The organism is Abiotrophia sp. (assembly GCF_057275535.1).
In genome coordinates this window covers 89,258-115,881 of record NZ_DBHIRJ010000008.1, presented here as the reverse complement: position 1 = coordinate 115,881, position 26,624 = coordinate 89,258, and the positions used below count along the sequence as shown (strand labels likewise).

Sequence of the window (26,624 nt, the reverse complement as noted above, 5' to 3'; positions counted from 1 at the left end):
TTTATCTCAAAAATTATACTGGAACCGGGAACTGCTCCAAGCGCAACCATTCCTGAGCAATTCTTAAGAGGCTATCACCTAAGTCGTGTTCTTGAATTACTTTTAAAAACAACCCAGTTGATACAGATTGAATGAATGCCCATTCCCAGATGCTCTGCATCTCAACTCCAGTTTCATTATGAAGCAAGAGGACTCTCTCATTAGCTTTTTCCAAAGGATCATCAACCAACTCCTCCACCCATTCTCGCACGAGGATCCCAAGGTCGTAGGCAGGCTCCCCTAGGATTCCATCCGGATCTATCAATTTATAAGATATCTCATTGGAATCTAGTGCTTTCAGTATATTGTCAGCGTGTGGATCCCCATGGACTAGCACAGATTGATATGAAGACAGGCACTTTCTTCTTGATTCTAAAAACAAGAGCGCCCGTTCAATGATTTCTTTACTGCACGGTTTCTCTAATTTTTCCCAAGTGGACAGGATAAAATCTTGAAACCACCCAATTAATTGTCCCATCGGTCTTAGCTCTTGATTTTCATCGAGGGGAATCCAGGTTTTCTTTAGTAGCCCGCAAATTATCTTCATTTGGTCTCTAATAGAATAATCAAACTCACTCAAAGGCTCGCCCAAACACTCTAGCAGGACTGCCTTCCTCTTCGCATCGTACTTGAGCAACTTGACATATCCCGCTCCATTTACAACTCTAAGGGCCTCTACCTGTTGCTCAAACTCGGAATTCCCCTCCAATTGAGGCATAAATAATTTGAGAATCCCCTTTTCTTGATTTCTCAAGGCACATTTTGCTACAAAGGCCTCTGAACCTCCTTCAAGGATTTGCTCCAAAGAAAGGCTCCACTCTTTTTCTATGCAATCAATAACTGTGTTTAAGTCTTTTGTCCATTGTAGCCCCTCACCACCTAATGCATCCAACTTATTTTGAACATTGCTTGGAATGTGGTCTTCCCAGTTTTTCATCACATGCCATTCCCCTTTTATTTTTCTAGCTTAGCTTTAAACTCATTTGTCTACTCACCCCTATTTTAAATAGTCTCTTCATTTTTTTCCACTCCTTTTAAGTAGCTTTTAGGTTCATGCTTTACATTAGAGTTAGCACTAAGGAAAGGAGAAAGCTCCCCCCAGAGGTGAGCGGTGTAAAACAATGAGAACAATCGTCGTCATAGCTAACCTACTAGCCCAAAAACTTCATAAGTACTTCCTCAGCTCAGAAAACGCCAGGGCAGCCTACAAAATAGGCGTCCTCCCCCTCATCTTCGGCTCATTCCTAAAAGCTGTCTTCGACATCTACGGCACCCATTCAGTCTTCCCAAGCTTCTACCTGCCAGTTGGCTTGCTACTCTTGCTGGTCGCACTTTGCTTTGAAATTCACCAGAGGAAGGGGATGACAAAATAGGAAATGAAATAACCGGAGGTCTGCCTGTATAGGCGCCTCCGGTTTATTTTGGATATGAGGTTAAAGCTTAACTATCTCTAGCTTCTTGGCATAAAGCTCTAAATCGGTCATCTAATTCCGCTATCTCAAACAAGAGGCGCGACAACTCTTCATAATCTTCCTCTAGGCAAGACAGGTGGGCTTGTCCAAATAAAGAGGCTAAGTCTTCTTTAATTTTTGAACGCAGGCCATCGTGCTCTGCTAGGAATCTACTCAGGTAGAGATTTCTGACAGCGGCCAGTTTAAAACTGAAATACTGATGCAGTTGTTTTTGCTCTTCATTCAAGCCATGTTTTGCTACTGCCGCCGCGTAGAGTGGAAGGACGCCTTCTTGCCCTTGCAAGTATCTTTGGGCCATTATTTGCGAGGTGACCAGATAGATTGCGCTCGCGTCTGGATTAGCGACTCGCTTGAAATTGCCCCACATAGAATAGGCGCCTCGCTTATAGTCGATTTCCTGGGCTTGCCATGCTGGCAGAAAGTCTTCAAACTTGATTTTCATACAGGCAAAACCTGCTGGATCATGCAAGTAGAGATAGTCATCATCTAAATCATAAACTGAGACAAAGTGATCCACTCCGTATAAGTGGGTGTGGTTAGGATTGTAAGTCAGATGCCCCATATCGAGTGGTCCCAGCACTACCGGCCCATTAGCTAGAAGAGCTTTCAACTTCCTTCTGATTAAATCCAAATCAACCGTTTGTCCCTCCCTTAGATAATATTCTTCATAGTCAAAACCCAAAATGTCTAAGACGTGAGAAATCGAAAGATCCGGCATGCCGTTATCGAAGAACACTAATGGGTGCTTTGCATCGTCTTTGACAATGGAAGCCCCATTCCCCATCAACATAAGGGCCTCGAGATATTCCGGCCTCAGGTCATAACCGTAGGCTTCCAAGGCCATGGCTAAAGAATAAGTATAACAAAGTGATACGTCTCCAAAATAGATCTGCATATGTCTGCCTCCTTCTCATTGATAGCTTGATTATACAATGCAATTAGGGCTGCCACCCTAGAAAAAAGGAGCAGAATTTATGGGGTGTGGGGATTGGAAAAAGTTACAGACCATTAAAAAAGCCCCCCCTAGTAGATTTTTATCTAGCTAGGGAGGCTTTTTTGACTATTTAATCATACTTCTTGCCGAATTTCTTCTCCAGCATTTTCTTGACTAGATATGGCATTTTGACATTTTCTCGTCCCTTTTTGGCAATGAGCTTTTTAACAAAATCAGGCATCTGGATGTCTTGGTCTTCCTTTAGAATCGCATCGCTGTCTCTAGGCGCCGCCATCTCATCAAAAGTAGTCTCATCAGCTTGATGGATTTTGTAGTCCCCATGGAGATGCTTGGCAATCGTTGACAGCAAGGCCTCAATCAGACGTGGATCCGTATTGGGCATAGGGGGACGCTTATAGCCCACGCCTAATTCATGGCAGAGTTCTTGACACTCCACGTCATTGTCAAAAAGCACCTCGATATGCTCACTAATAAAAGCAATAGGCACAAAGATATAATGGTCGGGATGCTGGCTTTGCTCTCGCAAATATTCCAAGACATCTGGCTTAATCCATGGCATTCCAATATCGCTCTCACTCTGCCAAGTGTTAGTATACTGGTCTTGAGCAAGTCCGAGACTTTCAGCAATCAAGCGGCTATTGTCGTAGATTTGATCGATATAAGGATCGCCAAACTCTAGTGCCAAGACAGGTACGCTATGAGCTGAGAAAACGACCCGATAAGTCTGACTACCAATTTCTTGGATAATTTTTCGAATTTCCTCTACCCAATAATTGATAAGGGTTGGCTCGCGATACCAGTCCTTAATGACTTGGAAACGGATGGTCTGGCTCTCTAGGAATTTCTCATAGCCCATTACGGAGTAATAGGAAAAATGAGGTTCCAAGATTAAACAGAGGCAGTCTTCAATCCCATCTGCCTCCATCTGTGCAATGACATCGGGGATGAAGGGACGCGAAAATTTATTGGCAAAATAAACGTTCGCTTGGCCTTCTAGGGCCTCAGCTACTAACCTTACCTCTTCCCTAGTAATGGCCTGGAGAGGCGTACCACCAATCCGAACATAATTATCATATAGGGTTTTGATTTCATCTTCTTCTGGACGAACACCCCGGCGAATATTGGTGAAAAATTCCGCGACTGCTTCATAGCTAATCGCTTCTGGTGACCCAAAGGTCATCATGAGAACAGCTTTCTTAGACATGTCAAACTCCTTATGTGTGTGTCGTAGTTTCCGTCTCTTATTCTATCATAGAAAGGGCTTTATCGGATAATCAGACGAATCTAGCTTGTCCGATACATAGAAAATATGGCCTAATCTAGTCAACAGGTGCATAAATTACCTCCTAAATCTTAATATCTATCGTATTCTTCATACTAGCCCAGCAAGATATTTTAGAACAAAGGATATTGAAAGATCTGGCATAAATTAATATAATCATTGTTTCCTGTTAATCTTTTAATGCCTTTAGTATGATTCTAACCCACGACTCCTTTCTCTTGACAGTGCTTTTTAGTTTTGGTAGATTGATAGGACTAAACTCGGAGAATGGGTTACAAAGAGATATCCAAGCAGTAATTCAATGCTTCAAATGATTTTAGCTAATAGGAATGACTAGATTTAATTTAGTCAGAGCCACATCACAAACAATTAAGGAGCATTCATATGTATCTCGCTATTAAAGAAATTCTGCAAAATAAATTACGTTATAGTCTTATTGTATCCACCATTTTTCTGATCACCTTCATGGTCTTTTTCCTGACTAGCCTAGCACTTGGATTGATTAGAGCCAATCGCATTGCTGCAGATAACTGGGAAGCAACAGGCGTCGTCTTATCTGATTATGCCAACAAAAATTTGACTGCTTCTTTTATTCCTGAGGCCAATTACCAAGATAAGCTCTCAGATGACGTGGCTGCTCTTGGTTTTATGTCTGTCGTTACAAATCTCAAAGACAATGACGATAGTGAAAAATTCAATCTTTCTCTCTTTGCCCAAAACTGGGACAGCTTTATTGCACCTAAGTTAACTGAAGGCAATTATCCAACTCAAGATGATGAAGTGGTGGTTGACGAATCTTTGAAAAACTACGGCGTCGAACTGGGAGACGAGATTCAGCTTAATGGGAGTAAGACTAGCTATAAGATTGTGGGGTTAACTACTAATAGTAAATTTTTCACTGCACCTGTCGTATACAGCAGTTTGACAACCTACTGGACCTTACAAGGGACGCTTGACTCTAGCCGTTCGGTTTCAGCCTTAATCTTGAAAAATAATCAAATGATTGCTGCAGACGAATTGACTCAGGTTACGGAGGATGAGATGATCTCCCGTATTCCTGGTTATAGCCCTCAGAAAAATGTGTTCTCTGGGATGATTGTTGCCATGATTGTGATTACTGGTCTGATTGTCGGGATCTTCATTTATATTCTTACCATTCAAAAGTTGGGCTTATATGGCGTGATGCGCGCTCAAGGGATTCAATCTAGAACCATTGTTTGGTCCTTATTTTGCCAAATATTCATCCTGTCTCTTATTGGGATTGGCTTAGCTTTAATTGGAATCTGGGCGATTACTTTTGTCTTGCCAACAACCTTCCCTTCCTATCAAAATTGGGCTGCTTATGGTGCCTTAAGTCTGGTTATTGCTTTGATGGCGTTACTTGGCGGAATGATTTCATTACCGCGCGTGCTCAAGATTGATCCAATTACTGCTATTTCCGAATAAGGAGAAAAAGATGACTAAATTAATTGAAATGAAACAAGTAACGAAAACTTACGGGCATGGGCATTTACAGGTGGTTGCTTTACACGAAACAAACTTCCATCTCAATGCTGGTGAGTTTGTGGCCATTATTGGACCGTCAGGTTCCGGGAAAACAACTTTCTTGACCACACTCGGACAACTCCAACATCCATCGAGTGGTGATATTCTTGTAAAAGGAAAAGATACGCACCAGTTATCTGAAAAAGAAAAAACGGCTTTACGTTTCAAGGAGTTTGGCTTTATTCTGCAAACCTCTAACTTAATCCCATTTCTAACCGTCAAAGAACAATTAGACTTAATCGACCGTTTGGATAAGGGAAGGTCGGTTAAAGAAGATCGTCAAAAATTATTCAATCTATTGGATTTAGACAAGGTCAAAAACAACTACCCCAAAGAACTTTCTGGGGGCGAACGTCAGCGTGCTGCGATTGCAAGAGCCCTCTATAATAATCCAAGTATCATTTTGGCCGACGAACCTACCGCTAGCCTAGACACCCAACGGGCTTATCAAGTCACTGATATGTTAGCGACTATTGCCCATGAACAAGGGAGAGGAGTTGTCATGATTACCCATGACACACGCCTTTTAGACAAGTTTGACCGTATTTACACCATGAATGACGGCCAATTGAAAGAGAAAGTCTAAGACTATTGGTAAGTTTGCGACTACCTATTTGGTCTTCATATATAGAGAAAAAGCCTTGAAATCAAGGCTTTTTTCTTTTCAAATTTATCTCTGTTTTTAGGCTTTCATCAGCAGAGCCACGCACTCGGCGGTTCACTGTTACCGTATCGTTTCGTCGTAAACTCCTTGGACTTCTTCAATTAATTGTCTGATTAGCATGGGCTCTCTCCTAAATCTTAGTACATATCATAATCTTCATACCAGCCCAGAACCGCGACCTTATAGCCTTCTTTTGAATATTTCTTGGCATAGCCTTCAGCCACCCAAGCACTAGGAAATGTTAGGACTTGTAGTGTGTTTTTAGGATCCTGAAGCGTATATGTCCATAGACTCCGACTCCATCCTGAGACTTTATATTCTATTTCGCGATCCAACATAATGGCAAACAGTTGCTTCTTGTAGCGCGAAAATCTCCCTACTTTATTCTGAAAAGCTTTATTTATCCACATACGCTTACCGTTCTCGAAAACAGAAAACCTCTGATAAACTACGATAACATATCTCCCGGACTCAAAGTTACTGCCCCAGTCATAGCCAACATCGTCCATGCCCATATAATCCGAAAATAGGTTGAATGCCTCAGCAATCAATGCTTTCTCACTATCTTCTGGTCTAAAGACCAACTCAAGATTTTCTTCTTTAAAGACCGTTTCTACCTTCTGAATTCCCATGACAAGACTCCCTATACTTCCTAACTATCGATAACATAACTTTTCCCATCATCAATATAGGCTTAACAATGACTAGGACTCTCTTAATTCTGATAATGATTTTCCCAATAGGTCCTTGAATTTGGACCTGCCCCTTCAGGTAGCTGCTCTAAACACAGACCTTCTTTTTGCATATCCACAATCCACTTAAGTTCTGCAAAGGCAAGTCGATGGGCTGCCCGCGAGAATGAGCTATCTTGATAGTCTATTTCTTCTAGTATTTTGACCTCTATCCTATAGCCCGCTTGTATGTGTTGGTCGATTAGTTTAGGCACTAAGTTCGTAACGTAATTATTGAGATAACGATGAATGTGACAACCTAACAATCTAGCACGTAAGTTCGTGGCTTTCCCCACATAGATACAAAATTCTTCGTTCTCCTTTTTAGCAAACACGCCATAGACCGCCACTATATCTCTTTCAAGCATTTCCAAAGGCAAATCAATCCCTCGTTGATTGGCCATATCCACCTTTTGTTTGTTAGTCATTCCCATTGATAATCAGTCCTGCCTTTTCAATAAATTTATCAATACCTAGCTATTATGGTTTTTAACAAGCACCGCCACGCACTCCACATGCGCAGTCTGCGGGAATAAATCAACCGGCTGCACCCACTGCAGCTCATAGCCTGCCTGGGCCAAGAGTTGGCAGTCCCGAGCGCAGGTGGCTGGGTTGCAGGACACGTAGACGATCTTATCTGGTGCCAGTTCAATCAGGGTCTTAACGAATTCAGGATCTAGACCCTTGCGCGGTGGATCGACTACCGCCACATCAAAAACAATACCTTCTGCCTGCCAAGCTGGTAGCACCTCTTCGGCCTTGCCGGCTTGGAAGGTCACATTGGTTAGGCCATTGGCCTGGGCATTGGCCCGCGCCATGTCAATGGCTTCAGACACGATTTCCATGGCATAGACCTGGCCGGCTTGGCGGGCTAGGGCCAGGGAGATGGTTCCGATCCCGCAGTAGGCATCCAGGACTGTCTCGCTGCCAGATAAATCAGCCGCCTCAATAGCATAGCGATAGAGGGCTTCGGCCTGAGGGGTGTTGACCTGATAGAAGGAATGCGGGGAGATGGAGAAATCCAGCCCCAACATCTGATCCTGATAAACTGGCTGGCCCCACAAGAGGCGATTGGTCGGTCCCATAATGACATTATTGTCCTGCGTATGGCTGTTGAGGACCAGACTGACCAGATTAGGAATGGCATCGGTCAGTGCTGCCACCAGCTGCTCTTCTCGCGGCAAACCCTTGCCATTCACGACCAAGATCAGCATGACTTGGCTGCTATAGTGACCGCGCTTGACGATGATATGACGAATTTGGCCCTTGCGACTTTCCTCGTCGTAGGCAGAGTAGCCTAGCTTGCGTAGAATATCCCGCGTCACCAAAATAGCTTGGTCGATGGCCGGATCTTGAATATGGAAATTCTCCACCGGCACTAGTTGGTGGCTGTTCTTACGGAAGAAGCCGGTCTCTAGTTGGCCTTTGACGGTCCGCACCGGGATTTGGGCCTTATTGCGGTATTGCCAAGGATGGTCCATGCCATGCGTTGGCCGGACCTCCAGACTTTCCGGGAATTTTCCTAGTCGACTGAAGACTTGCTTAACTAGGGCCTGCTTAGCCTTGAGCTGGGCAGGATAAGCTAGATGTTGCAGGGTCATGGTGCCAATCTGCCGGCCGATAGGGTCGGTAATCTCTACTCGGTCTGGACTGGCTGTTAGAACCTCTTCTAGGCGCGCAAAGCCGAAGGACTTGCCGACCTTGAGGACCTTAATGGCCACCTGCTCGCCCGGAATCACCCCCTCGACAAAGAAGGGATAGCCGTCAATTTTGACGACGCCCTGTCCTTCATGGGTCAGGTCCACTACCTGGCCTTGGTGTACTTGATTCTTCTTAAATACTTGTTTTGCGTCCATCTTCAGTCTCCTTTGCTTTTCCTTCCTATCATACCATGAAACGAAGGCTAGGCAAAGACGTGGCACCTCCTTGCGGGCTAGTTTAGGAAGCCATATGCCGCCTTTTTCACCGAGCCAGTCCATTGTTCTTCCTATCCATGGACTGGCGGCACCTTCCCTAGGCTATCTAGCAGTTTTTGTCCAATTTTCGTCGAGCTAGTCCATTGTTCTGGCTATCCATGGACTGGCGCTGACTTTTTACCTAGCTTGTGGGAACTGGGGCCAGTCCATGCTTGTATTAAGTGCTGGTGGTGGTCTTAATACAACAAAAACAGGCGACTGGACATCCAGTCGCCTGTGGCTGATTAACTGCGTAAGTAACGTTCCAAGAATTGTTGGGTCCGTTCTTCTTGTGGGTTGACGAAGAGTTGCTCTGGTGCGCCTTGTTCGGCGATGACCCCTTGGTCCATGAAGACCACGCGGTCGGAAACCTCACGAGCGAACTCCATTTCGTGGGTGACAATAATCATAGTCAAACCAGTATGAGCCAATTCCTTCATAACCTTCAAGACTTCGCCGACCATCTCAGGGTCAAGTGCGGAAGTCGGTTCATCGAAGAGAATGACATCTGGCTGCATGGTCAAGGCCCGAGCAATGGCTACCCGTTGCTTCTGACCCCCAGATAATTGGCTAGGACGGGCATGGACATAATCTCCCATACCTACTTGTTCCAGGAACTTAGTAGCTAAGGCTTCAGTCTCAGCCTTGTCCTTACCTAGGACCTTGATAGGGCCGACGGTACAGTTAGCCAAGACATCCATGTTATTGAAGAGGTTGAAGGATTGGAAGACCATGCCGATATGGGTCCGGTACTTGTTGACGTCATGCTTCACGTCTAAGATATTCTCGCCCCGGTAAATGATTTCCCCACCGCTTGGTTCCTCTAAGAGGTTAATACAACGCAAGAGGGTGGATTTACCTGAACCTGAAGAGCCGATAATGGTTACGACTTCCCCTGCTTCAACGGAAAAATCAATGTCCTTGAGGACCGTACGGTCGCCAAAGGTTTTGCTTAAGTGTTGAATTTCTACAATCGCCATGATTAGGCCTCCTCTTTGAGCACTGCCACTTGTTGTTGGTTACCGGCAGCCAGTTGATCACTTGGGCGACCGTCAATGCGTTTTTCAATCGCGCGCAAGAGTGATGTAATGGTAAAGGTTAAGATGAAGTAGATAACGGCCGTTACGAAGAAGGTCTCGAAGTAACGGAAGTTATTGCCGGCAATGGTCTTGGTCGTGAAGTAGAGTTCGCTGACCGAGATCACGTTGAGGACAGATGTATCCTTGACGTTGATGACAAATTCATTGCCGACAGATGGCAGAATGGTCCGGAAGACTTGTGGCATAACCACTTCTTTCATGGTTTGCCAGTGGTTCATCCCAATAGCACGAGCCGCTTCAAATTGGCCCTTGTCGATGGCGTAAATCCCACCCCGAACGACTTCAGCAATGTAGGCCCCGGTGTTAATGGAGACAACCAGGAAGGCCGCCGACATAGGGGTTAATTTCCAGCCCCAGAGTAGGTCGGTCCCGTAGTAGAAGATCATAGCTTGAACGATCATCGGTGTCCCACGGAAGATGGCAATATAGGCGTTGAGCAATAGGTTAGCGACTTTCAAGACGCCATTATGGATTTGGCTCTTAGACTTCGGAATGGTCCGGATAATCCCGACGGCCAAACCAATCAGGAGACCGATTAAGGTACCGGTTAAGGATACCCAGAGGGTCATGCCGGTCCCGGCCAAGTATTGACGCCAGTTCTGAGTGGCAATCTCCCAAGTACGAGCAAAGAAGTTATAATCTTCTGTGGTCGCTCCCTCAGTGCTGGTTTCTTCTTGACCGTCAGCCGCTGGCTGGTTCTTAATGGCCTGATCCATGAAGTCCTTGCGTTGCTGATCTGTAATTTCCGCAATGGCTTCATTAATCTGGTTCATAAGTGGGCTTCCCTTCTTAACCCCGATAGAGACCTTGCGATCTTCTGGCGCCACTTGGAAGCTTGGATTAAGTTCTACGTAGGTGAATAGAGGGTTGGCAGCTGCCGCAGAGACAGCTTCTGGATATTCTGAAATGTAGGCATCTAGCTTGCCTGCTTCTAAGGCCACCCGCAAGACAGGGAAAGAATCCTGTGCCTGCTCAACCTGAGCGTCCTTGAGTTGTTTCAGTAAGTCATAGTGCAGGGTCCCTTGTTGACCTGACACCTTAGCACCCGCAAAGTCGTCTAGCGTCTTCGCTTGGGCGTAAGGCGAATCCTTGCGGACCACCATAACGAAGCGTGATTCATAGTAAGACTCGGAGAAGTCGATTTCCTTAGACCGCTCCGCTGTTGGCGACATGCCGGCAATAATCATATCGATTTTATCTGATTGGACAGCTGGTAAGAGCCCATCCCACTCCGTCTTGACCACTTGGACTTCGCGGCCTAATTTTTCCCCAATCTTACGCGCGATTTGCACGTCGTAACCATTGGCGAATTCCTTGGAGTCCTTAATAGGTACAGCACCGTTAGCGTTGGTGGACTGCGTCCAGTTATAAGGCGGATAGCCCGCTTCCATCCCGATCAATAGGGGTTGAGCGTCTTGCTTCTTGGCACCACACGCTACCATCATGAATGCAACGAAGGCTAATGCCAAGAATTTTAACGATTTTTTCATTTTTCTCACTCCTATTAATAGAATTATAATAAGTATACACCTTCAGAATCATAGTGCAAGATATTTTTAAGATGAAAGCGTTATTTATGGTTTAATTTTTTCAAATGTCCCAACTATTCTCTCAGCTAGACTTGCACTCTGGCCTCTATTACTATACACTTAAGGAAAGCAATTGCATTTTATTTAAAGGAGGTTTCGGGGTGAAAGTCCTACTCTACAGTCAACATCTCGACAAGATTGCCAAATCTGGCCTTGGTAAATCAATTAAACATCAAATGAAGGCCTTGGAACATGCCGGGATTGACTACACCACCGATCCCAAGGACTCCTTCGATTTATTACATATCAATACCTACTTCCCCCAATCCATGCTCTTCGCCCGCAAATGTCGCAAGCAAGGCATTCCGGTCGTCTACCATGCCCATTCGACCATGGAGGACTTCCGTAATTCCTTCCGCTTCTCTAATCAGCTAGCGCCTATCTTCAAGCGTTGGCTCATGACCTGCTACCAACAAGGCGATGTCCTCATTACACCTACGCCCTACTCCAAGCGTCTACTCGATTCTTATAATATGGGTCGGGAAATCTTCGTCTTGTCCAACGGTATTGAACTAGAAAAATTTGCCCCTCAGCCTCAGGCGCGGGAGCTCTTCCGGGCGCGCTACGGACTGACCGATCAAGACTTCGTCTGCATTGGGATTGGCCTCTATCTAGAGCGCAAGGGCATTCTAGATTTTGTGGAGTTGGCTAAGCGCCTGCCCCATATCCGCTTCATCTGGTTTGGCTATACGGACTTGAACCTAGTGCCGTCCGCTATTCGGGCTGCTGTCTCCAATCCACCGGCCAACCTGACCTTTGCCGGCTATGTTGACAATCAGCAGATTATTCAGGCCATGCAGGGCAGCGACCTCTACCTCTTCCCTACCTTGGAAGAAACCGAAGGCATTCCGGCCGTCGAGGCCTGTGCCGCCCATGCAAAGTTCATCGTTCGGGACATTCCGGTCTTCGATGACTGGCTAACCGACCAGGTCAACGTCTACAAGGCTAAGGATGTCGATGACTTCGAGCGTCTGATTCGGGCTAGCCAAGCCCAAGAGCTACCTGACTTGACCCAGGCAGCCTATCCCGTGGCAGTCCAACGTGACCTAGCGGTCATCGGTCAAGAACTAGGTCGCATCTACGGCCATGCCATTCGTGCTAGTCAGGAGCGACAAGGATTATAAGATAAGTAAAGGGTGGGGTTTCCCGCTCTTTTTTATGTTCCTAAAACCATGTGAGACCAGTCCCACTCGAGCCAAAAGACGGGACTAGTGGTGGGACCGGCTTCAGCCAGCCTGTGGCTGTCTTCCGCCTTGCCTCGCTATCGAAGGGCTAGGTCACTAACGTTCCAAGCCCTTCTGATACGCGAGGCATCCACTAGACCACAAGCCCGCTTTTGGACGTGGGGCTGGTCTCACACTGGACGATTGGCAAAATGAAGAAAGTTAAGTTGTTTACCTCTTGAAAAGCACCCCGTAAGTCAGACATTAAAAGTCCAACTTATGGGGTGCTTTGCATAAAAGGCAAAATCTTATTTTCTAACTCAATTGCTTGCACCTGGACCTTGTAAAATAACCGCCCCCTTATATAGAGCGTAGTAAATTGGGCCCAGTTGCCATATTTTAACCACAGGGATATAGCCATAGTAGTGATTTTTATTATAGTAAATGGTTTGAGGTGGCTGAGAACTAAAGAATCGAATCTCTTCTACCACAATAGAGCTTGGAAATGCATCTCGTTTTTTGTCCTTCTTATCAGGAATATAGGCTGTCAAATCTTCTTCAATCGGCCGAACATCATTTGGATTTCCTATGTACCACTCTACAGCATATTCTTCACACCAAGATTCATGTGGCTTCTTAGGACAGCAACATAGGTCATCACCTACTGATTGATTGGCTTGAACGTTTGAAGTCGAAAGACAAAAGAGCAGTAGAAACAAGAAAGTGAGTGGGGTCAAAATAAAACGTTTCATATTGCATTGCTCCTTTATTATAGTTGCATACCTGATGACGACTTTATCCTAAACCTCCCTTCCCAAATACATCGTCATCCAAATTCTATCTACACACTCATTATACATCCAGAAAGTGTTTTCATCCACCTTTTTTTATGCTTTTTGCCAGTCCAGTGTGGGCCAAGTCCCACGGCCAAAAGACGGTGCTTGTGGTGTCCAGGATGTGGCGCGTATCAGAAGGGCTGGGAAGGCAGTGACTTAGCCCTTCGATAGCGACACAAGGCGGAAGACAGCCGCAGGCTGGCTGAAGCCGGTCCCACCTCAAGCATCGTCTTTTGGCTCGAGTGGGGCTTGGCTCACACACCTTTGGACACAGATAAAAAGGGTGGGAAATACTTTTCCCACCCTTTCTATCTTACCCCTCCGTCTGGCGGAGATGGTCCACAAATTTATCCAGTTGATGCTTGTCCCGCGCCTTCTGGGCCTGAGAAATATTGCTTGGATTGAGGTAAATCCGTAGCTGTTCGACGTCGGCCGCATCATAAGCGACCACTGCCTCCCCTTCTTCCTCATTGTCCGAGACCCGAGCCACCCGGGCGAATTCCTGGCTCAAGAGAGCCAACAAATCCTCGGCCACGGCTTCCCGTAAAACTTGATACATGGCGGCAAAGGGCGCCGGAATCATAAAGGCGTCAACCTGCACCAAGTCATCTTGGGCTTGCTCCTTGTGGGCTTTTTGCTTTCTTTTGCTTGGCTTTTTGGACACGGTCTTGCTCCTTTACTTAGCGACGATATTGGGCCAGGAAGGCCGCACTTGGGTCGGCCACTAGGGCTTCCAGGATATCAATCACTGCTTGCGATTCATTATCGCCAATTTGATAACGGCAGATAGCCAATAAATCTGGATCGGCGTTGCCCATGGCTAGGCTATAATCGACCACTTCCATCATGGTCTGGTCATTGAGGCTATCACCAAAGGCCATGGTCTGACTAGCGTCAGTGCCCAGATAGTCTTGTAGGTAGCGGATGGCCTTGCCCTTACCCCCTTGGGGACTGAAGACATCAATCCAACGGCCACCACTGGTCACCGCATGCCCCTCTGGGAAACGCTCATTGAGAATCCGCGTCATGACCTTATTGTCGGCTACGCTACGCTTACTCATGACCGATAGTTGAAGAATGGCTTCTTCTGGATTGAGGTCACGGAAATTAACCAAATGATCAATATGCGGATGGTAGAGACGGAAATGATCCAAGGCATCCTGATCTTGGGTCACGGCATAGGAGCCACGGTCGGTCATGACCAGACAGAAGAAATCCGAGAACTCATTGAGGAAGTCAATAATGGCTTCGGTCGTGTCGTAGTCCAAGGCGCTATAATGAAGGCCTTGCTCTTCTACCATAATGGCGTTACCGTTAGTCGAGGCAAAGAGCAGTTCCTGACGTAATTGGTCATCAAAATAGCCGCGCAACTTAGGATAGCTATTGCCTGAGGCAATACAGACCCGGGTTCCGGCTTCCTTAAGGGCATGAACTGCCCGCTCGAAGCGATCCAAATCAAAGGACTTGTCCCCTCTTAAGAGGGTCCCGTCCATATCAATGGCGATTAATTTCATTGATTCTTGTCTCCTTCACACTTGATTAAGGGAGGCGATTGCCTGCACTCTTGTAGATGTCATACCATTCTTGGCGAGTCATTTGCACACGTTCAGCCTGGGCCAACGCTTCAATCCGTTTTGGGCTCATGGTCCCCACAATCGGTTGGAAGCCTGCCGGATGGCGCAAGAGCCAGGCAATGACCATGGCTTCGAAGGCCACACCATGCTGCTTAGCACCCTGACTTAAGGTCTCGGTCAAGAGCTGATAGTCTGGATGGGTCATGAAGACTCCTTGATGCAAGTCTACCTGGAAGGGCGACCAAGGTTGGATGGTGATGCCCTTGAGGCGACAATAATCCAGAATGCCCCCGTCACGGTTAATACCTGCGACTTCTCGCATATTAACATTGAGGCCGGCATCAATCATGGGGGTATGGGCAGGCCCCAACTGCAATTGATTAATAATGAGGGGCTGATTTACACTGGCCTGCAGCAGTTCCATTTGATAGGGATTCTGATTGCTGACGCCGAAATAACGCACCTTCCCGGCTGCATGCAGACGACCGAAGGCGGCTGCCACCTGGTCCGGCTCCATCAAGGCATCGGGCCGATGTAGGAGCAAGACGTCCAGATAGTCGGTCTTGAGGCGTTTGAGAATGCCATCTACCGAATCCAGGATATGCTGGCTGGAAAAGTCAAAATATCCTTCCGGCAGGCGAATCCCACACTTGGACTGAATCAGCAGCTGATCACGCGGAATGCCTAGTTCCTTGACAGCTTGAGCAAAGCGGACTTCCGACTCGCCTCGGCCATAGATATCGGCATGATCGAAGAAATTAATGCCGACCTGGCGGGCAGTCTCCAGAACCTGGCTAGCTTCTTGTAGCGAATGGGAGGCCATGCGCATGCAGCCTAGAGCGATGCGACTGGCTCCGGCTAAGTGACGACCAAGACATAAGGTTTCCATGATAGCGACTCCTTTATTGGCTGGCGTAGGAATGGGACAAGGTCTTACTTCTTGAACATACCGGTAATCCCGCGGGATACCACACGGCCGACTTCACGCCCCACTTGGCCGACCACATTCTTCATGAAACGATCCAAGAGGTTGTCTGTCTTGCGACCACCAGTGCTGCTTGACTTCTTGCTAGTTTTTGCCACGTCTTCATCCTCCTCTTCTTCTACTTCTGCTGCCTCTGCAGCTTGAGCGGCTGCTAAGAGGGCCGCCTCCTGTTCTTGGGTTTGTTTGAGAATGACTTCATGGGCACTCTCACGGTCAATGGCTTCACCATACTTGTCATCCAATGGTGAGCTATTCATTAGACTGGCCTTAACGGTTGGGTCGATGGTCCCTAAGAGACTTTGCGGTGGGTAAATGAGTACCCGGTCGGCCAGGCTAGGGCTACCATCTTCCGTCAGGGTAGACACCACAGCTTCCCCTACCTTGAGTTCTTGAATGACCTTGGCTAGGTCTTGGTTGGCTTCTTGACGGAAGGTGTCCGCTACCGTTTTAACGGTCTTGAGTTCCTTAGGCGTAAAGGCCCGCAAACCATGCTGGATGCGGTTAGCCAATTGGCTGGCTACCTTGTCTGGAATATCGGTTGGGTTTTGGGTAATGAAGTAAACCCCGACCCCTTTGGACCGAACTAAGCGGACAATGAGCTCAATCTTCTCTAATAAGACAGCCGGCGCATCCTTGAAAAGGGCGTGGGCTTCATCGAAGAAGAAGACCAACTTAGGTTTATCCAAGTCCCCGACTTCCGGAAGGTTCTCATAGAGCTCAGCCAAGAGGGCCAAGAGCACAGTCGCATACAAGGTTGGTTGGTTGAAGAGCTGTTCCGCATTGAGGATGTTGACAATCCCACGGCCATCGCTGTCTTGGCGCATGAGATCGGCAATCTCCAAGCTTGGCTCACCAAAGAACTTGGCTGCCCCTTGTTGCTCTAAAATAACTAGAGAGCGTAAAATAGCCCCAACTGAACGTGCTGGAATGTTACCGTAGTGTTGGCTTAATTCACCAGCATGAGCGGCCACATAGTTAAGCATAGCCCGCAAGTCCATGAGGTCAATCAGCAAGAGACCTTGCTTATCGGCCACATCGAAGACCACGTTGAGAATGGATTCTTGGGTTTCATTGAGGCCCAAGAGACGGGTTAACATGACAGGCCCCATATCGGAGACAGTCAAACGCAAAGGCGTCCCGTTCTCGCCTTTGACATCCCAAAGTTGTACAGGATAAGAACTTGGTTCATAGTTCTCACGACCTGTCTGAGCCAGGCGCTCGCTGACATCGGTATTGTTGGCTTGAGCCAAGGACATAAGGTCTCCCTTGATATCAGAGAGGACGACTGGAATGCCTTCTTGGCTTAGTAATTCGGCCAAGACCTTAAGGGTTACGGTCTTACCGGTCCCTGTCGCACCGGCGATAATGCCGTGACGGTTTAATTTATCAAGGCGAAGTTGCGCTGGATGCGCCCCCTGCCCGAAGGTGATGACTGAAGTCATGCTCTTTCCCCCTTTTTTCTTGATGACACTGGACAGTCTTCGCCCAGTTGCCCATTCTACTCTTATTTTAACATATCCATAGCCCGTAAGCGACCACAAAAAAACCGTCCACAGGTAAATCCTGTCGACGGCAGTCAATCTTAAAATTGTGCGAAGAATGCCAAGGCATCTCCCGCTTGCAAGAGTTCCCCGTGTTCCTTCAAGATGGCTTCCTTGACGGTGGCTTCTTCCCCAAATTCCAGCATGAAGAGGAATTGTTGGTAGAGGCCGTCTGGTTCATAATCACCAATCACATCGCTCAAGACCAGATAGTAGGCGTCATTGTAGCGATAGAGGCTATTTTCAACCGGGAAGTCCCGTAGTTGACGTGCCAACTTGAGGAAATCATCCAAGCTATCGAAGCAGACAATCTCGGGCCCGACAGGTTCTTCTTGATCCTGGGCCTGTTCAATCTCGGCTTCAATCTCCTTGGTCAAGCCTTCTAGGACTTCTAGCTTCTCATTGACGCTGAGGTCTTCTTGATCTTGGGCTTGTTGCTTATCTTTTAGGGCGGATTTACGACGGTCCAAGAGACGTTTGAGGACTTCGTTCTCCAGCAAATCTTCTAGGCCATTACCACTGCTACGGCTAATGTAGAGTTCGAGGCCTCGATCGGATGGGATGACATGGAAAGTGACGGAATCAGATTCCGCGAATTGGTTCTCTACGTCCACCTCTTCCAGGATCGAGTAGAAGAATTGCTCAATGCGGGCATGGTTGCTAATCAGTTCTAGGAAGTTAATCCCTCGTTCTTCCAGATCTTCCGGCATAATCAAGACTTTGATTGTATCCTCATTGATACGTTCCATTTCCATAGTAACACCTCCTCTATTTCTTCATTATACTAAACTTTAGGCCAAGACGCTATCCTAATGTATTGTCCTAGGGGAAAAGAAAGGCGAGGCAGAAACAAGGTTCCGGCCTCACCTAGACTCTATTCATTACTCATTGACTAAGGCTTGCACCTTACGCAATTCCAAGGCACGCACTTCGCGTGGCAAGAAACGACGAATTTCATCTTCATTGAAGCCGATTTGCAGGCGTTTCTCGTCAATCATGATTGGACGACGCAAGAGACCTGGTTGCTCTTGCACAATGCGATAAAAGTCATTCAAGGATAATTCGCTAATTTCAATATTTAAGTCTGAATATGCTTTGGAACGGGTTGAGACGATATCTTCTGTCCCTTCTTCTGTCATACGTAAAATATCTTTAATTTCTTGTAGAGACAGTGGTTCCGAAAAGATATTACGTTCTGTGTAGGGAATTTGATGTTCTTCCAACCAGGCACGGGCCTTACGGCATGAAGTACAACTTGGGGTCGTATATAACGTTACCAAACTAATCACTCCTTTTTTCAATAACCACTACGATTACTACTATGCTATTATACTACCCCTAGCCCCTGATTACTATACTTTTTTTGAAATTTAACAATAAATCATACTTAAGACCGAGATTAGTTCACAGCTGTAAACAAAACTTCACAAAAAATTCATATACTCTTAGGGAATTCTTTAAAAGTCCTTGTTCAATCTCTCCTTGGCCGTCTTTTGCTAGGCGGGCGCCACATTGCTTTTGTCAATTAAGTGAAACTGCGTTATAATAATAGTAGCGAAACTAAGAGAGAATGAGGCTCGATTTGATGAAACCCAAAATTTTTTCTGGCGTTCAACCCACCTCGGTTCCAACCATCGGGAACTATGTCGGGGCTATGCGCCAATTTGTTGAATTACAAGATGACTATGACGCTACCTACTGTATCGTCAACCAGCACGCCATTACCGTGCCCCAAGACCCAGCCAAGCTCCACCAAACAACCCGTGAGTTGGCTGCCCTCTATCTAGCCCTAGGGATTGATCCTAAGAAGGCAACCATTTTCGTTCAGTCTGATGTCCCAGCCCACACGCAAGCGGCTTGGATGATTCTCTGTACGACCGGCTTGGGCGAATTGGAGCGCATGACCCAATTTAAAGATAAATCCACCAAGCAAGAAAGTGTCAATGCTGGCTTGCTCTGCTACCCTGCCTTAATGGTGGCAGATATTATTCTTTATGATGCTGCCTATGTACCGGTGGGCGAAGACCAGAAGCAACATTTGGAGTTAACCCGTAACTATGTGGACCGCTTCAACCAACGCTACGGCAAGGGCAAGGAGCTCCTAGTCAAACCTGAAATCATCACCCCTAAATCCGGTGGCCGGGTCATGAGTCTGCAGGACCCATTCAGCAAGATGAGTAAATCCGATACCAATGCTAAGGCGACCATCTCCCTCCTAGATGATCCTAAGACCATCCTGAAGAAGATGAAGAGTGCCGTCACCGACTCGGTTGGCCAAGTCAATTACGACCGTGAAAATCAACCGGCTGTCAGCAACTTGCTGGATATTTTCTCTGCTTTTTCTGGCCGTTCGATTGACTCTCTGGTGGCCGAATATCATGAGGCTGGCTATGGGACCTTTAAGCAGGCTATTGCCGACAGTATTATCGCGACCCTAGAGCCAATCCAAGCGGAATATCACCGTCTCTTGACTTCCAGCACCCTAGACGACATTTTGGCCGACGGAGCTAAGAAGGCCAACCAACAGGCTAACAAGGTCCTAGCGCGGATGGAGAAGGCAATTGGCTTGACTTATCGCTAAAATTTGTGCTACAATTTTATATGTAGTAGATTGTTTTAATTATCAATAAATAAAAGGAGGTGACCCAAAATGGAATATGTAACTGATGTCGCTAAAGAACTCGAACAAGTTGTTGCCCAACTTAAGAATAAGCACATTCGGATGACGCCGCAACGTCGCGCCATTCTGTCCTATATGATTCAAACGCACAATCACCCTACCGTGGAAGAAATCTACCATGATCTCTTACCTGATTGGCCAAGCCTTAGTCTTGCGACCATCTATAATAACCTGTCTTTCCTAGTCAAAGAAGGTTATGTCAATGAGATGAAATTCTCTGATGTCACCAGTCGTTATGACTACATGGGCCTAAATGGCTACAACCATCAGCACATTATCTGTGAACGCTGTGGGAAAATTGCGGACTTCGCTATGACTAAGTTCCCAGATCCAACCGAAGACGTCCATAAACAAACCGGCTATACAACCAACCGGACTAAAGTCGAAGTTTACGGTGTCTGCCCAGACTGCCAAGGTCGCATCCGCGCCTGGTAATCACAGACGAAATCAAATGACGAGGACTGAGTCCTCGTCATTTTTGTATTCATAAAGCCAAAGGCAAGGGTTATTCCCTTGCCTTTTTTCTCTTATGCTACCAGGTCATACGGGACCGCGACATAGTCCGTAGGGCGCGGTTGTAGTTGACCGCTGGTTTGAAACCACTTTGGTCGTTTGGCAGCGGATTGAGTCGTGCTTCCTCCAACTCTGGCAGACTGTCGACACGGCCTGACAGATAGTCCTTCAAGCGCCAAATGACCGCTTGCGTCCGAGCCATCAGCCCACCAATCCGATATTCTAAGATTTCCAAGCCGAATGGGTTGGCTTCTTGTAACCAGACTTGACGACGACTTTGCAGGACGCGGTCATAGTCCGCAATCAGTTGTGGCAAGCGACCGTGAACGAGGTCAGCTAGCGTCTGACGGTCGTGGGCATGATAGGCCTGCCAGATTAAGTAAGGCAGGTTCCATTTGTTAGCCAAGCAGAGGGCATAGTCGCTATAGAACTGGTTGACAGCTGGATTGCCACCCTCCATAGCATCGAAGTCAACGGCCAATTTGGCCATACGGGCCCCATAGTCCACATCCATGGACTCAATTTGTGGCATAAACATTGGTAGTAGCAAATCTTGATAGAAGAAGTATTTAGAAGGCGTCACATCAATGCCTGCTAATTGATCCCATTCTGGCAACAAGTCTAATTCCCCTTGCTTGAGCCAGTCGGATAAGGATAAGCCGGTGAAGAAGCTTAGCCATTGGCTAAACTCCTCTTCTACATAGTCAGCATGGCTGTCTAGGTAAGAATAGAGGACGAGGCCGAAGACGGCCACTTCAAATGGTGACTCAGAGCTGTCATCGCCCCAGGCCGTCGCCATGACTTCCTGGATGCCAGTTTGGCGGGCCGCTTCTAAGCCGGCCAGGCTAGCCACCAAGGTCTTACGGTGGTGCGGTGTGTAACCCGTCCAACGCCAGGCCCCACCAGCAAAGCTGACTTGAGCCCCTAAACTACGACGTTGGGCGATTTTATCCAAGTAAGCTTGGGTGGTATGTTGGTAGTAATCCCAGTACATGAGGCTGATGCCCTCAGGAATGTCGATTTTCTCGTCTTCTCCCACTTGGTTATACCAAGAGAAGAACATGTCATCCCAAATGATGGGTTCCAGGTCATAGCGGTCACAGAGGGTCTTCATACGGGCTAGGTGGTCCAACATAATGTCAGTCTTGGCTCGCAAGCCCACTTGATCCAGATAATGACCTCGCCCTAGGTCATAGGCTTCATCCATGCCTAAGTGAATGCGCTTGGTTGTAAAGCAAGAAGAGAGAGAGGCCAACATTTGGTCGATTAAGGTATAGGTTTCTTCCCGTCCTACGTGGAGGACGTCCGCCAGATCTGCATATTGACTGTTAATATGCTCCCATTGGAAGAACTGGTTGAGGTGGGCCAGGGTCTGCACACAAGGCACCAACTCAATACCCAAGTCCTGGGCGTAAGCATCCAATTCACGCAAATCGGCCTGGCTATAACGGCCTCGGAAGGCCCCAAAATAAGGTTGCTCCGGAATTTCATAGACATCTTCCATATAGAGCATATACCAAGTGTGGCCTAAGACGGCCAAGCGTCTTAAGAGGGACTTAACATAGTCCACCTTGGCAACGGCATTGCGGGAGTTATCCAGCATGAGGCCATTGCGGCTGAAGCTAATGGGCTGACTAAAGCTGCTAGTCTGGCCGGCTTGTTGCCGCATATTCCAGAGGGCCAAGCCATGGAAGAAATGTGGTAGGTCAGGCGCCACAATGAGGACGCCCTCTCCTTGGCCGGATACTTCTAACTTGCCCGCTGGGCCCGCTTGATAGTCAACCAGGCGGCCATCAGGCGCTAGGGATAGGTCTAATTCTGCTGCTAGACGCTGAACCTTGTCGCGCAAGGTCGCATCTTCAATCCAAATCTTAGTCATACTACTTACCCTTTCTTAAGGCGATAGGTCTTGATTTCATAAGGCGCAATCAGCGAAGAGGTCTCCTCTAGGTCCTCTTCTAAGAGGTTGACCGATTGCAGCTTGCTAGGCAAATAAGGTGCCAAGTCGAGTGCCTCTGAAGCATGGCTGACCAGGCGGAGAATCCAATCTTGGCTATCGTGGGCCTGCTTGAAGGCCGTCACCTCGATGCCTCTTGGCAGGTCATTGACCTTGACTGGGCTATCTTGCCAGTCAGCCAAATCTTTACCTGGGCTGGCTTGCTTAACCAAGAGTGGGATGAAGATGGAAGCCCCGGTCGCAAAACTTTGGCTTAACTGATCCTGGCCTTGCCAGAATTGGAGGTAGGCACTGGCTTCGTAATCGCCCAGACATTGGGCTTCCGGTGTTGGGAAGTAACCCCAGTCACCTAATTCGCCGGTGCAACGCAAGCAGGTCAGATAGAGATAAGTCGCCTGGTCGTCGACGGTCACCTCATATTCAGGTAACCCCTGTACGCTCAAGGTCAAACCTTGACTCTCACCAATGGCCACATTGCGGTGCAAGGCTTGGGGGTTGCTTGGGTTACGCCATTCAGGCGCCACATGGTTAGAGCGCCAGAGCCATTCATAGGCAGAGTCGACAAAGTGGCGGTCCGTGTGCTCAGGCAGCTTGAAGCCCAGTCGTACTCGGTGATCCAAGACCTCATTGTGACCTTCTAGACGGATGGCCAGGCCTCGTGATTGAGGGGTCAGGCTATAGGTCACGAAGATTTCAACCGGCACTGTCTCAGAAGCCCGGCCAATTTGGCGTTCGACCACATCAATGACTTGTTTTTGCGCCTCTAATAAGGCATAGTCAGCCGAAATTGGCACTTGAAGTTGATAGCCTAAGACCAGATGATCGGCCAAGCCATCCTGGATGACCCGGGTGCTAATCAGAGCATCCGCTTGGGTCAAAGGTTGACCTAAGGCTTCGCGGAAAATATATTCATTGCCCACATCTCCGGTCTCTTCTAAGAGCCCTTGATCTTCATAAACCTTGCCGGTCACCTTATCGGTGATGGTAACAGAGCCATTGGCTGCAAGGGCTACTTTGATGTAGTCATTTTCGATGAACTCCTTGTCTTGGGCCCCACCTTCTAGTTCCAGGTCCTCTGTCTTAGGCACTAAATAGTACTCAGCCAAGGACATGGCAGGCACAGTGGCTAGCCATTCCACTTCTAATTCACGTGCGAAGTAGGCCCGGCGGAAGCGGTCATCTGGTAGGTCATAGTCGAAGTTAGCCCCTAGATCCACAATGGTGGCAGGCACGACTTGACCTTGGTCATCCACTAATTGGTAGTCTTCAATGGCTAATTCGGCCATGCGTTGATAGGCTTCTTTAACCGGATATTGACTGAAGAAGGCCCGGTCTAAGACGACTTTGCTGACCAGACGACCTTCCTTGAGGCAATTGCTTGGGTTCCAGACCTGCAAGACATACGGCTGGTCTGCCAAACGATTTGGTGCCTTGACCCGCTGAGCCAAGAAGTCTAGGATGCCCCGCACCAAAGTCTGGCTAGCCGCTTGGACGGCTTCAAAACGCGACACCATGCCCCGGTGAACTTCGTCGATACTACAGCCACAAATGCTGTCATGAGGGTAGTTCTGCAAGAGGGTCTTCCAGATAAAGTCAATTTTATCGCTTGGGTAGACGTAGCCGTAGCGGCTAGCTAAGGTAGCCAAAGGCTCTAGAACTTGCTCCAAGTAGTCAGACAGACGGGCTGAATACTGCTTGAGATAGAGGCGAGAAGAAGCGGTATTGGCCAAAGTATACCAGCCATCCGTTGCTTGCGAACGCAATTCTCCTTCCACCACACTTAATTGTGGTTGATTGCTTGCTAGGCTCGCTTCTAGGGCTTCTTGATAGAGGGTAAAGTTAGAGTGGATGAATTCATAGTCTGGGTAGAGCTGGTTGGCCAAGGCAATGGCTTGAGATAAGTCTGTCTGGGCGGGTTGGTGGTCACAGCCGTTCAGCATGAGCAACTGGTCAGAGACCGCATAGCGCTCAGCATCGGCTAATTTCTTGTCCCAGAAGACTTTGGCTTGCTCAGGCTCAGCAGGGATTTCATTGCCGTTACTATACCAGTTAGCGAAGAGAATCCCCAGGACATCCGAGCCATCTGGACTCTTCCAGGTAAGCTCTGAGAAGGCCGACTTGAAGCTGCCTTCTTCAAAGGTCTGGTTGTCAAAGCCCGTTGGTTTGACCCCGCGACCAAAGGCCGCCACAGACATGCCCATACCTCGGGTAATTTGTGGGGTTTGGCCGGTTAGGCCGAAGGTATCCGGATAGTAACCTAATTGTTCGCCCTTAACCCCCCAGCGTTTGAGATCTTGATAACCAATCAGACCATTACGTACGGTTGCCTCGCCACTAATCAGGAAGGCATCCTGCAAGATATAGAAGGGCCCAATCCGTAATTTACCGGACTGAACGGCCGCCTTAAGGCGCGCTTCTTGATGGGGACGAATTTGCAGATAGTCGTCCAAGGTGATGGTCTGGCCATCTAGGTGGAAGTAACGGTAGTCTGGATCTGTGTCGAATAGGTCTAGGACTTGATCAATCAAGTCGACTAAACGTAGGTGGTGTTCTTCAAAGGGAAGATACCATTCCCGATCCCAGTGGGAGTGGGAAATGATATGAACGGTTTTCTTGCTCATTTTATTGCCTCATGTCTTTCTAGCGTTTAACGCGAATATCGAAGTAGTCTAAGAGGAGTTCGCAGAACATCATATTAGACCAGGAGAACCACTCCCGGGTGTAACGACTGTCATCGTCCACGTGGAAGGATTCGTGCATTTGATTGGTGCCGGCGTCCGTATTGACCAACAAGTCTAAAATCCGAGCCTTCTCAGCCTTATGGCTGGTCGTCAAACCTTCCATAGAGAGCGAAATAGGCCAGATATATTGATCCCAAGTATGAGAGGAGCCCAAGCCACTAGCTAATTTGCCACTGTAGTAGTAGGGGTTCTCTGGCGACAGAACGGTCTGGCGTGTGGCTACATAGATCGGATCATCTTCTGAACAGAAGCCTAGGTAAGGCAGGGAAAGTAAGTTTGGCACATTGCCATCATCCATGATGCTGGCATTGCCTAAACCATCCACTTCGTAAGCATAGACTGCTTGACCTTGGGCGTTTTGAATGATCCCATAACGCTCAATGCCGGCCTGGATTTGAGCCTTAAGGGTGGCCGCTAGTTCGATTTCTTCTTGGCTCAAGCCCAAGAATGGCGCCAATTCTGCCACATAGCCCAAGACCACACTGGCAAATTGGTTGGAAGGCACCAGGTAGTGGTAGGTGCAGCGGTCATCACTTGGACGGAAGCCAGACCAGGTCATACCGGTGTAGCCAACGGGTGAGCCCTTGCCATCAAAAGGCAGGGTGTCTTCTTGGCGGTCGGTGTCACGCACAAAGCGATAAGGACTAGACCCTTCATGGTCTTGCTCTGTGCGCCAGAGGTCTAGAATGGTCACCAAACCCTTGCGGACAGTCTCGGTTAAGTGGTCGGTCCGGCCACTATTGACATAGAGTAGGTAAGCTAACTGAATGGCATAGGCCAGGCTATCGATTTCGTATTTGCGCTCCCAAATCCAGTCATTCATTTGCGTGTGGTCGGTCGCTCCGTGACCTTGGCCATTTGGTTCTTGGTTGAAGGCATTGGTATAAGGGTCAATTAAGATATAGCTAAATTGGCGCTCGACTAAACCGGCAATCATGTCGTAGATGTCCTCGTGCTCCTTGGCTAAGACTAGGTAAGGCCGCACTTGTGCGGTCGAGTCACGCAGCCACATAGCCGGGATATCCCCGGTTACCACGAAGGTAGTGCCATCTTCTAGGCGTTCAATAGTCGTCTCTAGGGTATTTAGGAAACACTCATGAAAGACCTCAGCCCAACGGGGATTGACCGCCCGGGCTTGATCACAAATCTTTTCCATATATTTTTTTAATTCAGTTGATACTGGCATTGCCATTTTTCTTCCTCCTCATCACGAATCGAGTCTCCTCTATCCTCTATTATTGCTAAGCGCTTACCCTAAATCAAGTCTTGTCTTAGACTTCTCTATTTTTTGCTAAAACAACT

24 protein-coding genes are annotated in these 26,624 nt (G+C 47.7%); 6 read left to right on the top strand and 18 right to left on the bottom strand.

Translation table 11 applies throughout. The annotated features are described in order from the left end of the window. Window positions 1-13: 13 nt before the first annotated feature. Window positions 14-976 (bottom strand): aminoglycoside phosphotransferase family protein, encoded by a 963-nt coding sequence (locus ACO53F_RS07615; protein WP_485137948.1) that lies wholly within the window; start codon window positions 974-976, stop codon window positions 14-16. 184 nt (window positions 977-1,160) lie between these two features. On the opposite strand from ACO53F_RS07615, the gene ACO53F_RS07610 reads away from it, so the two are divergent. After that, a complete protein-coding gene (locus tag ACO53F_RS07610; protein WP_314761227.1) occupies window positions 1,161-1,412 on the top strand; it encodes a hypothetical protein in 252 nt (83 codons plus the stop codon). Between the two features lie 67 nt (window positions 1,413-1,479). On the opposite strand, the gene ACO53F_RS07605 is transcribed toward ACO53F_RS07610, so the two are convergent. Further along, a complete protein-coding gene (locus ACO53F_RS07605; protein WP_485137947.1) occupies window positions 1,480-2,406 on the bottom strand; it encodes a cysteine peptidase family C39 domain-containing protein in 927 nt (308 codons plus the stop codon). Between the two features lie 169 nt (window positions 2,407-2,575). After that, window positions 2,576-3,670, bottom strand: a complete 1,095-nt coding sequence (gene hemH, locus ACO53F_RS07600; protein ID WP_485137946.1) for a ferrochelatase — start codon at window positions 3,668-3,670, stop codon at window positions 2,576-2,578. Window positions 3,671-4,132: 462 nt separating this feature from the next. Here hemH and ACO53F_RS07595 point away from each other — a divergent pair, with 462 nt between their 5' ends. After that, window positions 4,133-5,194: an ABC transporter permease gene (locus tag ACO53F_RS07595; RefSeq protein WP_485137945.1), complete on the top strand. Its 1,062-nt coding sequence runs from the start codon at window positions 4,133-4,135 to the stop codon at window positions 5,192-5,194. 10 nt (window positions 5,195-5,204) lie between these two features. Continuing rightward, window positions 5,205-5,879: an ABC transporter ATP-binding protein gene (locus ACO53F_RS07590; RefSeq protein WP_298077513.1), complete on the top strand. Its 675-nt coding sequence runs from the start codon at window positions 5,205-5,207 to the stop codon at window positions 5,877-5,879. A gap of 215 nt (window positions 5,880-6,094) precedes the next feature. On the opposite strand, the gene ACO53F_RS07585 is transcribed toward ACO53F_RS07590, so the two are convergent. The 5 genes from ACO53F_RS07585 to ACO53F_RS07565 all read right to left on the bottom strand — a co-directional run bounded on the left by ACO53F_RS07585 (window position 6,095) and on the right by ACO53F_RS07565 (window position 11,233). Then, complete coding sequence (locus ACO53F_RS07585; RefSeq protein ID WP_485137944.1) at window positions 6,095-6,589, bottom strand: hypothetical protein; 495 nt, start codon at window positions 6,587-6,589, stop codon at window positions 6,095-6,097. Between the two features lie 83 nt (window positions 6,590-6,672). Next, window positions 6,673-7,122 carry a hypothetical protein gene (locus ACO53F_RS07580; RefSeq protein WP_485137943.1) on the bottom strand — a complete coding sequence of 150 codons (450 nt, stop codon included), beginning with the start codon at window positions 7,120-7,122 and terminating at the stop codon, window positions 6,673-6,675. Window positions 7,123-7,161: 39 nt separating this feature from the next. Further along, on the bottom strand, window positions 7,162-8,544 hold the full coding sequence (gene rlmD / locus ACO53F_RS07575; RefSeq protein WP_485137942.1) for a 23S rRNA (uracil(1939)-C(5))-methyltransferase RlmD: 1,383 nt from the start codon (window positions 8,542-8,544) through the stop codon (window positions 7,162-7,164). 344 nt (window positions 8,545-8,888) lie between these two features. Then, window positions 8,889-9,626 carry an amino acid ABC transporter ATP-binding protein gene (locus ACO53F_RS07570; protein WP_143227653.1) on the bottom strand — a complete coding sequence of 246 codons (738 nt, stop codon included), beginning with the start codon at window positions 9,624-9,626 and terminating at the stop codon, window positions 8,889-8,891. Beyond that, window positions 9,626-11,233, bottom strand: coding sequence for an ABC transporter substrate-binding protein/permease (locus tag ACO53F_RS07565; protein ID WP_485137941.1), 1,608 nt, complete (start codon window positions 11,231-11,233; stop codon window positions 9,626-9,628). Before ACO53F_RS07565 ends, ACO53F_RS07570 begins: the two co-directional genes overlap by 1 nt. Before the next feature lie 200 nt (window positions 11,234-11,433). Between ACO53F_RS07565 and ACO53F_RS07560 the strand changes: the two genes are divergently transcribed. Continuing rightward, a complete protein-coding gene (locus tag ACO53F_RS07560) occupies window positions 11,434-12,456 on the top strand; it encodes an LTA glycolipid anchor biosynthesis glycosyltransferase, IagA/BgsA family (protein WP_485137940.1) in 1,023 nt (340 codons plus the stop codon). Window positions 12,457-12,815: 359 nt separating this feature from the next. On the opposite strand, the gene ACO53F_RS07555 is transcribed toward ACO53F_RS07560, so the two are convergent. From ACO53F_RS07555 to spxA, 7 genes are all read right to left on the bottom strand, one after another. Beyond that, window positions 12,816-13,247, bottom strand: a complete 432-nt coding sequence (locus tag ACO53F_RS07555; protein ID WP_485137939.1) for a hypothetical protein — start codon at window positions 13,245-13,247, stop codon at window positions 12,816-12,818. 397 nt (window positions 13,248-13,644) lie between these two features. Further along, window positions 13,645-13,995: a hypothetical protein gene (locus ACO53F_RS07550; protein WP_023392317.1), complete on the bottom strand. Its 351-nt coding sequence runs from the start codon at window positions 13,993-13,995 to the stop codon at window positions 13,645-13,647. A 16-nt stretch (window positions 13,996-14,011) separates the two neighbouring features. Continuing rightward, window positions 14,012-14,845 carry a Cof-type HAD-IIB family hydrolase gene (locus ACO53F_RS07545; RefSeq protein WP_485137938.1) on the bottom strand — a complete coding sequence of 278 codons (834 nt, stop codon included), beginning with the start codon at window positions 14,843-14,845 and terminating at the stop codon, window positions 14,012-14,014. A 25-nt stretch (window positions 14,846-14,870) separates the two neighbouring features. Further along, a complete protein-coding gene (locus ACO53F_RS07540) occupies window positions 14,871-15,794 on the bottom strand; it encodes an aldo/keto reductase (protein ID WP_485137937.1) in 924 nt (307 codons plus the stop codon). A 44-nt stretch (window positions 15,795-15,838) separates the two neighbouring features. Beyond that, window positions 15,839-17,332 carry a helicase HerA-like domain-containing protein gene (locus ACO53F_RS07535; RefSeq protein WP_485137936.1) on the bottom strand — a complete coding sequence of 498 codons (1,494 nt, stop codon included), beginning with the start codon at window positions 17,330-17,332 and terminating at the stop codon, window positions 15,839-15,841. Window positions 17,333-17,472: 140 nt separating this feature from the next. Continuing rightward, window positions 17,473-18,186, bottom strand: coding sequence for an adaptor protein MecA (locus tag ACO53F_RS07530; RefSeq protein WP_485137935.1), 714 nt, complete (start codon window positions 18,184-18,186; stop codon window positions 17,473-17,475). A 126-nt stretch (window positions 18,187-18,312) separates the two neighbouring features. Continuing rightward, the gene (gene spxA / locus ACO53F_RS07525; protein ID WP_298077533.1) at window positions 18,313-18,711 is read right to left on the bottom strand and encodes a transcriptional regulator SpxA; all 399 of its coding nucleotides are present in this window, start codon (window positions 18,709-18,711) and stop codon (window positions 18,313-18,315) included. Between the two features lie 305 nt (window positions 18,712-19,016). Here spxA and trpS point away from each other — a divergent pair, with 305 nt between their 5' ends. Together trpS and ACO53F_RS07515 are read left to right on the top strand one after the other, a co-directional pair. Beyond that, complete coding sequence (trpS, locus tag ACO53F_RS07520; RefSeq protein ID WP_485137934.1) at window positions 19,017-20,012, top strand: tryptophan--tRNA ligase; 996 nt, start codon at window positions 19,017-19,019, stop codon at window positions 20,010-20,012. 69 nt (window positions 20,013-20,081) lie between these two features. Next, a complete protein-coding gene (locus ACO53F_RS07515) occupies window positions 20,082-20,546 on the top strand; it encodes a Fur family transcriptional regulator (RefSeq protein ID WP_023392324.1) in 465 nt (154 codons plus the stop codon). A gap of 97 nt (window positions 20,547-20,643) precedes the next feature. On the opposite strand, the gene ACO53F_RS07510 is transcribed toward ACO53F_RS07515, so the two are convergent. From ACO53F_RS07510 to ACO53F_RS07500, 3 genes are read right to left on the bottom strand one after another with little or no spacing between them, the layout of a single operon-like run. Then, entirely contained in the window at window positions 20,644-22,503 is a 1,860-nt protein-coding gene (locus ACO53F_RS07510; protein WP_485137933.1) for a family 20 glycosylhydrolase, read from the bottom strand. 5 nt (window positions 22,504-22,508) lie between these two features. Beyond that, the gene (locus ACO53F_RS07505) at window positions 22,509-25,202 is read right to left on the bottom strand and encodes an alpha-mannosidase (RefSeq protein WP_485137932.1); all 2,694 of its coding nucleotides are present in this window, start codon (window positions 25,200-25,202) and stop codon (window positions 22,509-22,511) included. 19 nt (window positions 25,203-25,221) lie between these two features. Then, window positions 25,222-26,514 carry a glycoside hydrolase family 125 protein gene (locus ACO53F_RS07500; protein WP_485137931.1) on the bottom strand — a complete coding sequence of 431 codons (1,293 nt, stop codon included), beginning with the start codon at window positions 26,512-26,514 and terminating at the stop codon, window positions 25,222-25,224. Window positions 26,515-26,624 lie beyond the last annotated feature (110 nt).

Bases quoted from the DNA above. Each gene is read 5' to 3' on its own strand.
- hemH (WP_485137946.1), bottom strand. From the start codon at position 3,670: ATGTCTAAGAAAGCTGTTCTCATGATGACCTTTGGGTCACCAGAAGCG.
- ACO53F_RS07555 (WP_485137939.1), bottom strand. From the start codon at position 13,247: ATGAAACGTTTTATTTTGACCCCACTCACTTTCTTGTTTCTACTGCTC.
- ACO53F_RS07590 (WP_298077513.1), top strand. From the start codon at position 5,205: ATGACTAAATTAATTGAAATGAAACAAGTAACGAAAACTTACGGGCAT.
- trpS (WP_485137934.1), top strand. From the start codon at position 19,017: ATGAAACCCAAAATTTTTTCTGGCGTTCAACCCACCTCGGTTCCAACC.
- ACO53F_RS07605 (WP_485137947.1), bottom strand. From the start codon at position 2,406: ATGCAGATCTATTTTGGAGACGTATCACTTTGTTATACTTATTCTTTA.
- ACO53F_RS07585 (WP_485137944.1), bottom strand. From the start codon at position 6,589: ATGGGAATTCAGAAGGTAGAAACGGTCTTTAAAGAAGAAAATCTTGAG.
- ACO53F_RS07565 (WP_485137941.1), bottom strand. From the start codon at position 11,233: ATGAAAAAATCGTTAAAATTCTTGGCATTAGCCTTCGTTGCATTCATG.
- ACO53F_RS07510 (WP_485137933.1), bottom strand. From the start codon at position 22,503: ATGACTAAGATTTGGATTGAAGATGCGACCTTGCGCGACAAGGTTCAG.
- ACO53F_RS07580 (WP_485137943.1), bottom strand. From the start codon at position 7,122: ATGGGAATGACTAACAAACAAAAGGTGGATATGGCCAATCAACGAGGG.
- ACO53F_RS07535 (WP_485137936.1), bottom strand. From the start codon at position 17,332: ATGACTTCAGTCATCACCTTCGGGCAGGGGGCGCATCCAGCGCAACTT.
- ACO53F_RS07540 (WP_485137937.1), bottom strand. From the start codon at position 15,794: ATGGAAACCTTATGTCTTGGTCGTCACTTAGCCGGAGCCAGTCGCATC.
- rlmD (WP_485137942.1), bottom strand. From the start codon at position 8,544: ATGGACGCAAAACAAGTATTTAAGAAGAATCAAGTACACCAAGGCCAG.
- ACO53F_RS07545 (WP_485137938.1), bottom strand. From the start codon at position 14,845: ATGAAATTAATCGCCATTGATATGGACGGGACCCTCTTAAGAGGGGAC.
- ACO53F_RS07500 (WP_485137931.1), bottom strand. From the start codon at position 26,514: ATGGCAATGCCAGTATCAACTGAATTAAAAAAATATATGGAAAAGATT.
- ACO53F_RS07595 (WP_485137945.1), top strand. From the start codon at position 4,133: ATGTATCTCGCTATTAAAGAAATTCTGCAAAATAAATTACGTTATAGT.
- ACO53F_RS07515 (WP_023392324.1), top strand. From the start codon at position 20,082: ATGGAATATGTAACTGATGTCGCTAAAGAACTCGAACAAGTTGTTGCC.
- ACO53F_RS07505 (WP_485137932.1), bottom strand. From the start codon at position 25,202: ATGAGCAAGAAAACCGTTCATATCATTTCCCACTCCCACTGGGATCGG.
- ACO53F_RS07530 (WP_485137935.1), bottom strand. From the start codon at position 18,186: ATGGAAATGGAACGTATCAATGAGGATACAATCAAAGTCTTGATTATG.
- ACO53F_RS07610 (WP_314761227.1), top strand. From the start codon at position 1,161: ATGAGAACAATCGTCGTCATAGCTAACCTACTAGCCCAAAAACTTCAT.
- ACO53F_RS07615 (WP_485137948.1), bottom strand. From the start codon at position 976: ATGAAAAACTGGGAAGACCACATTCCAAGCAATGTTCAAAATAAGTTG.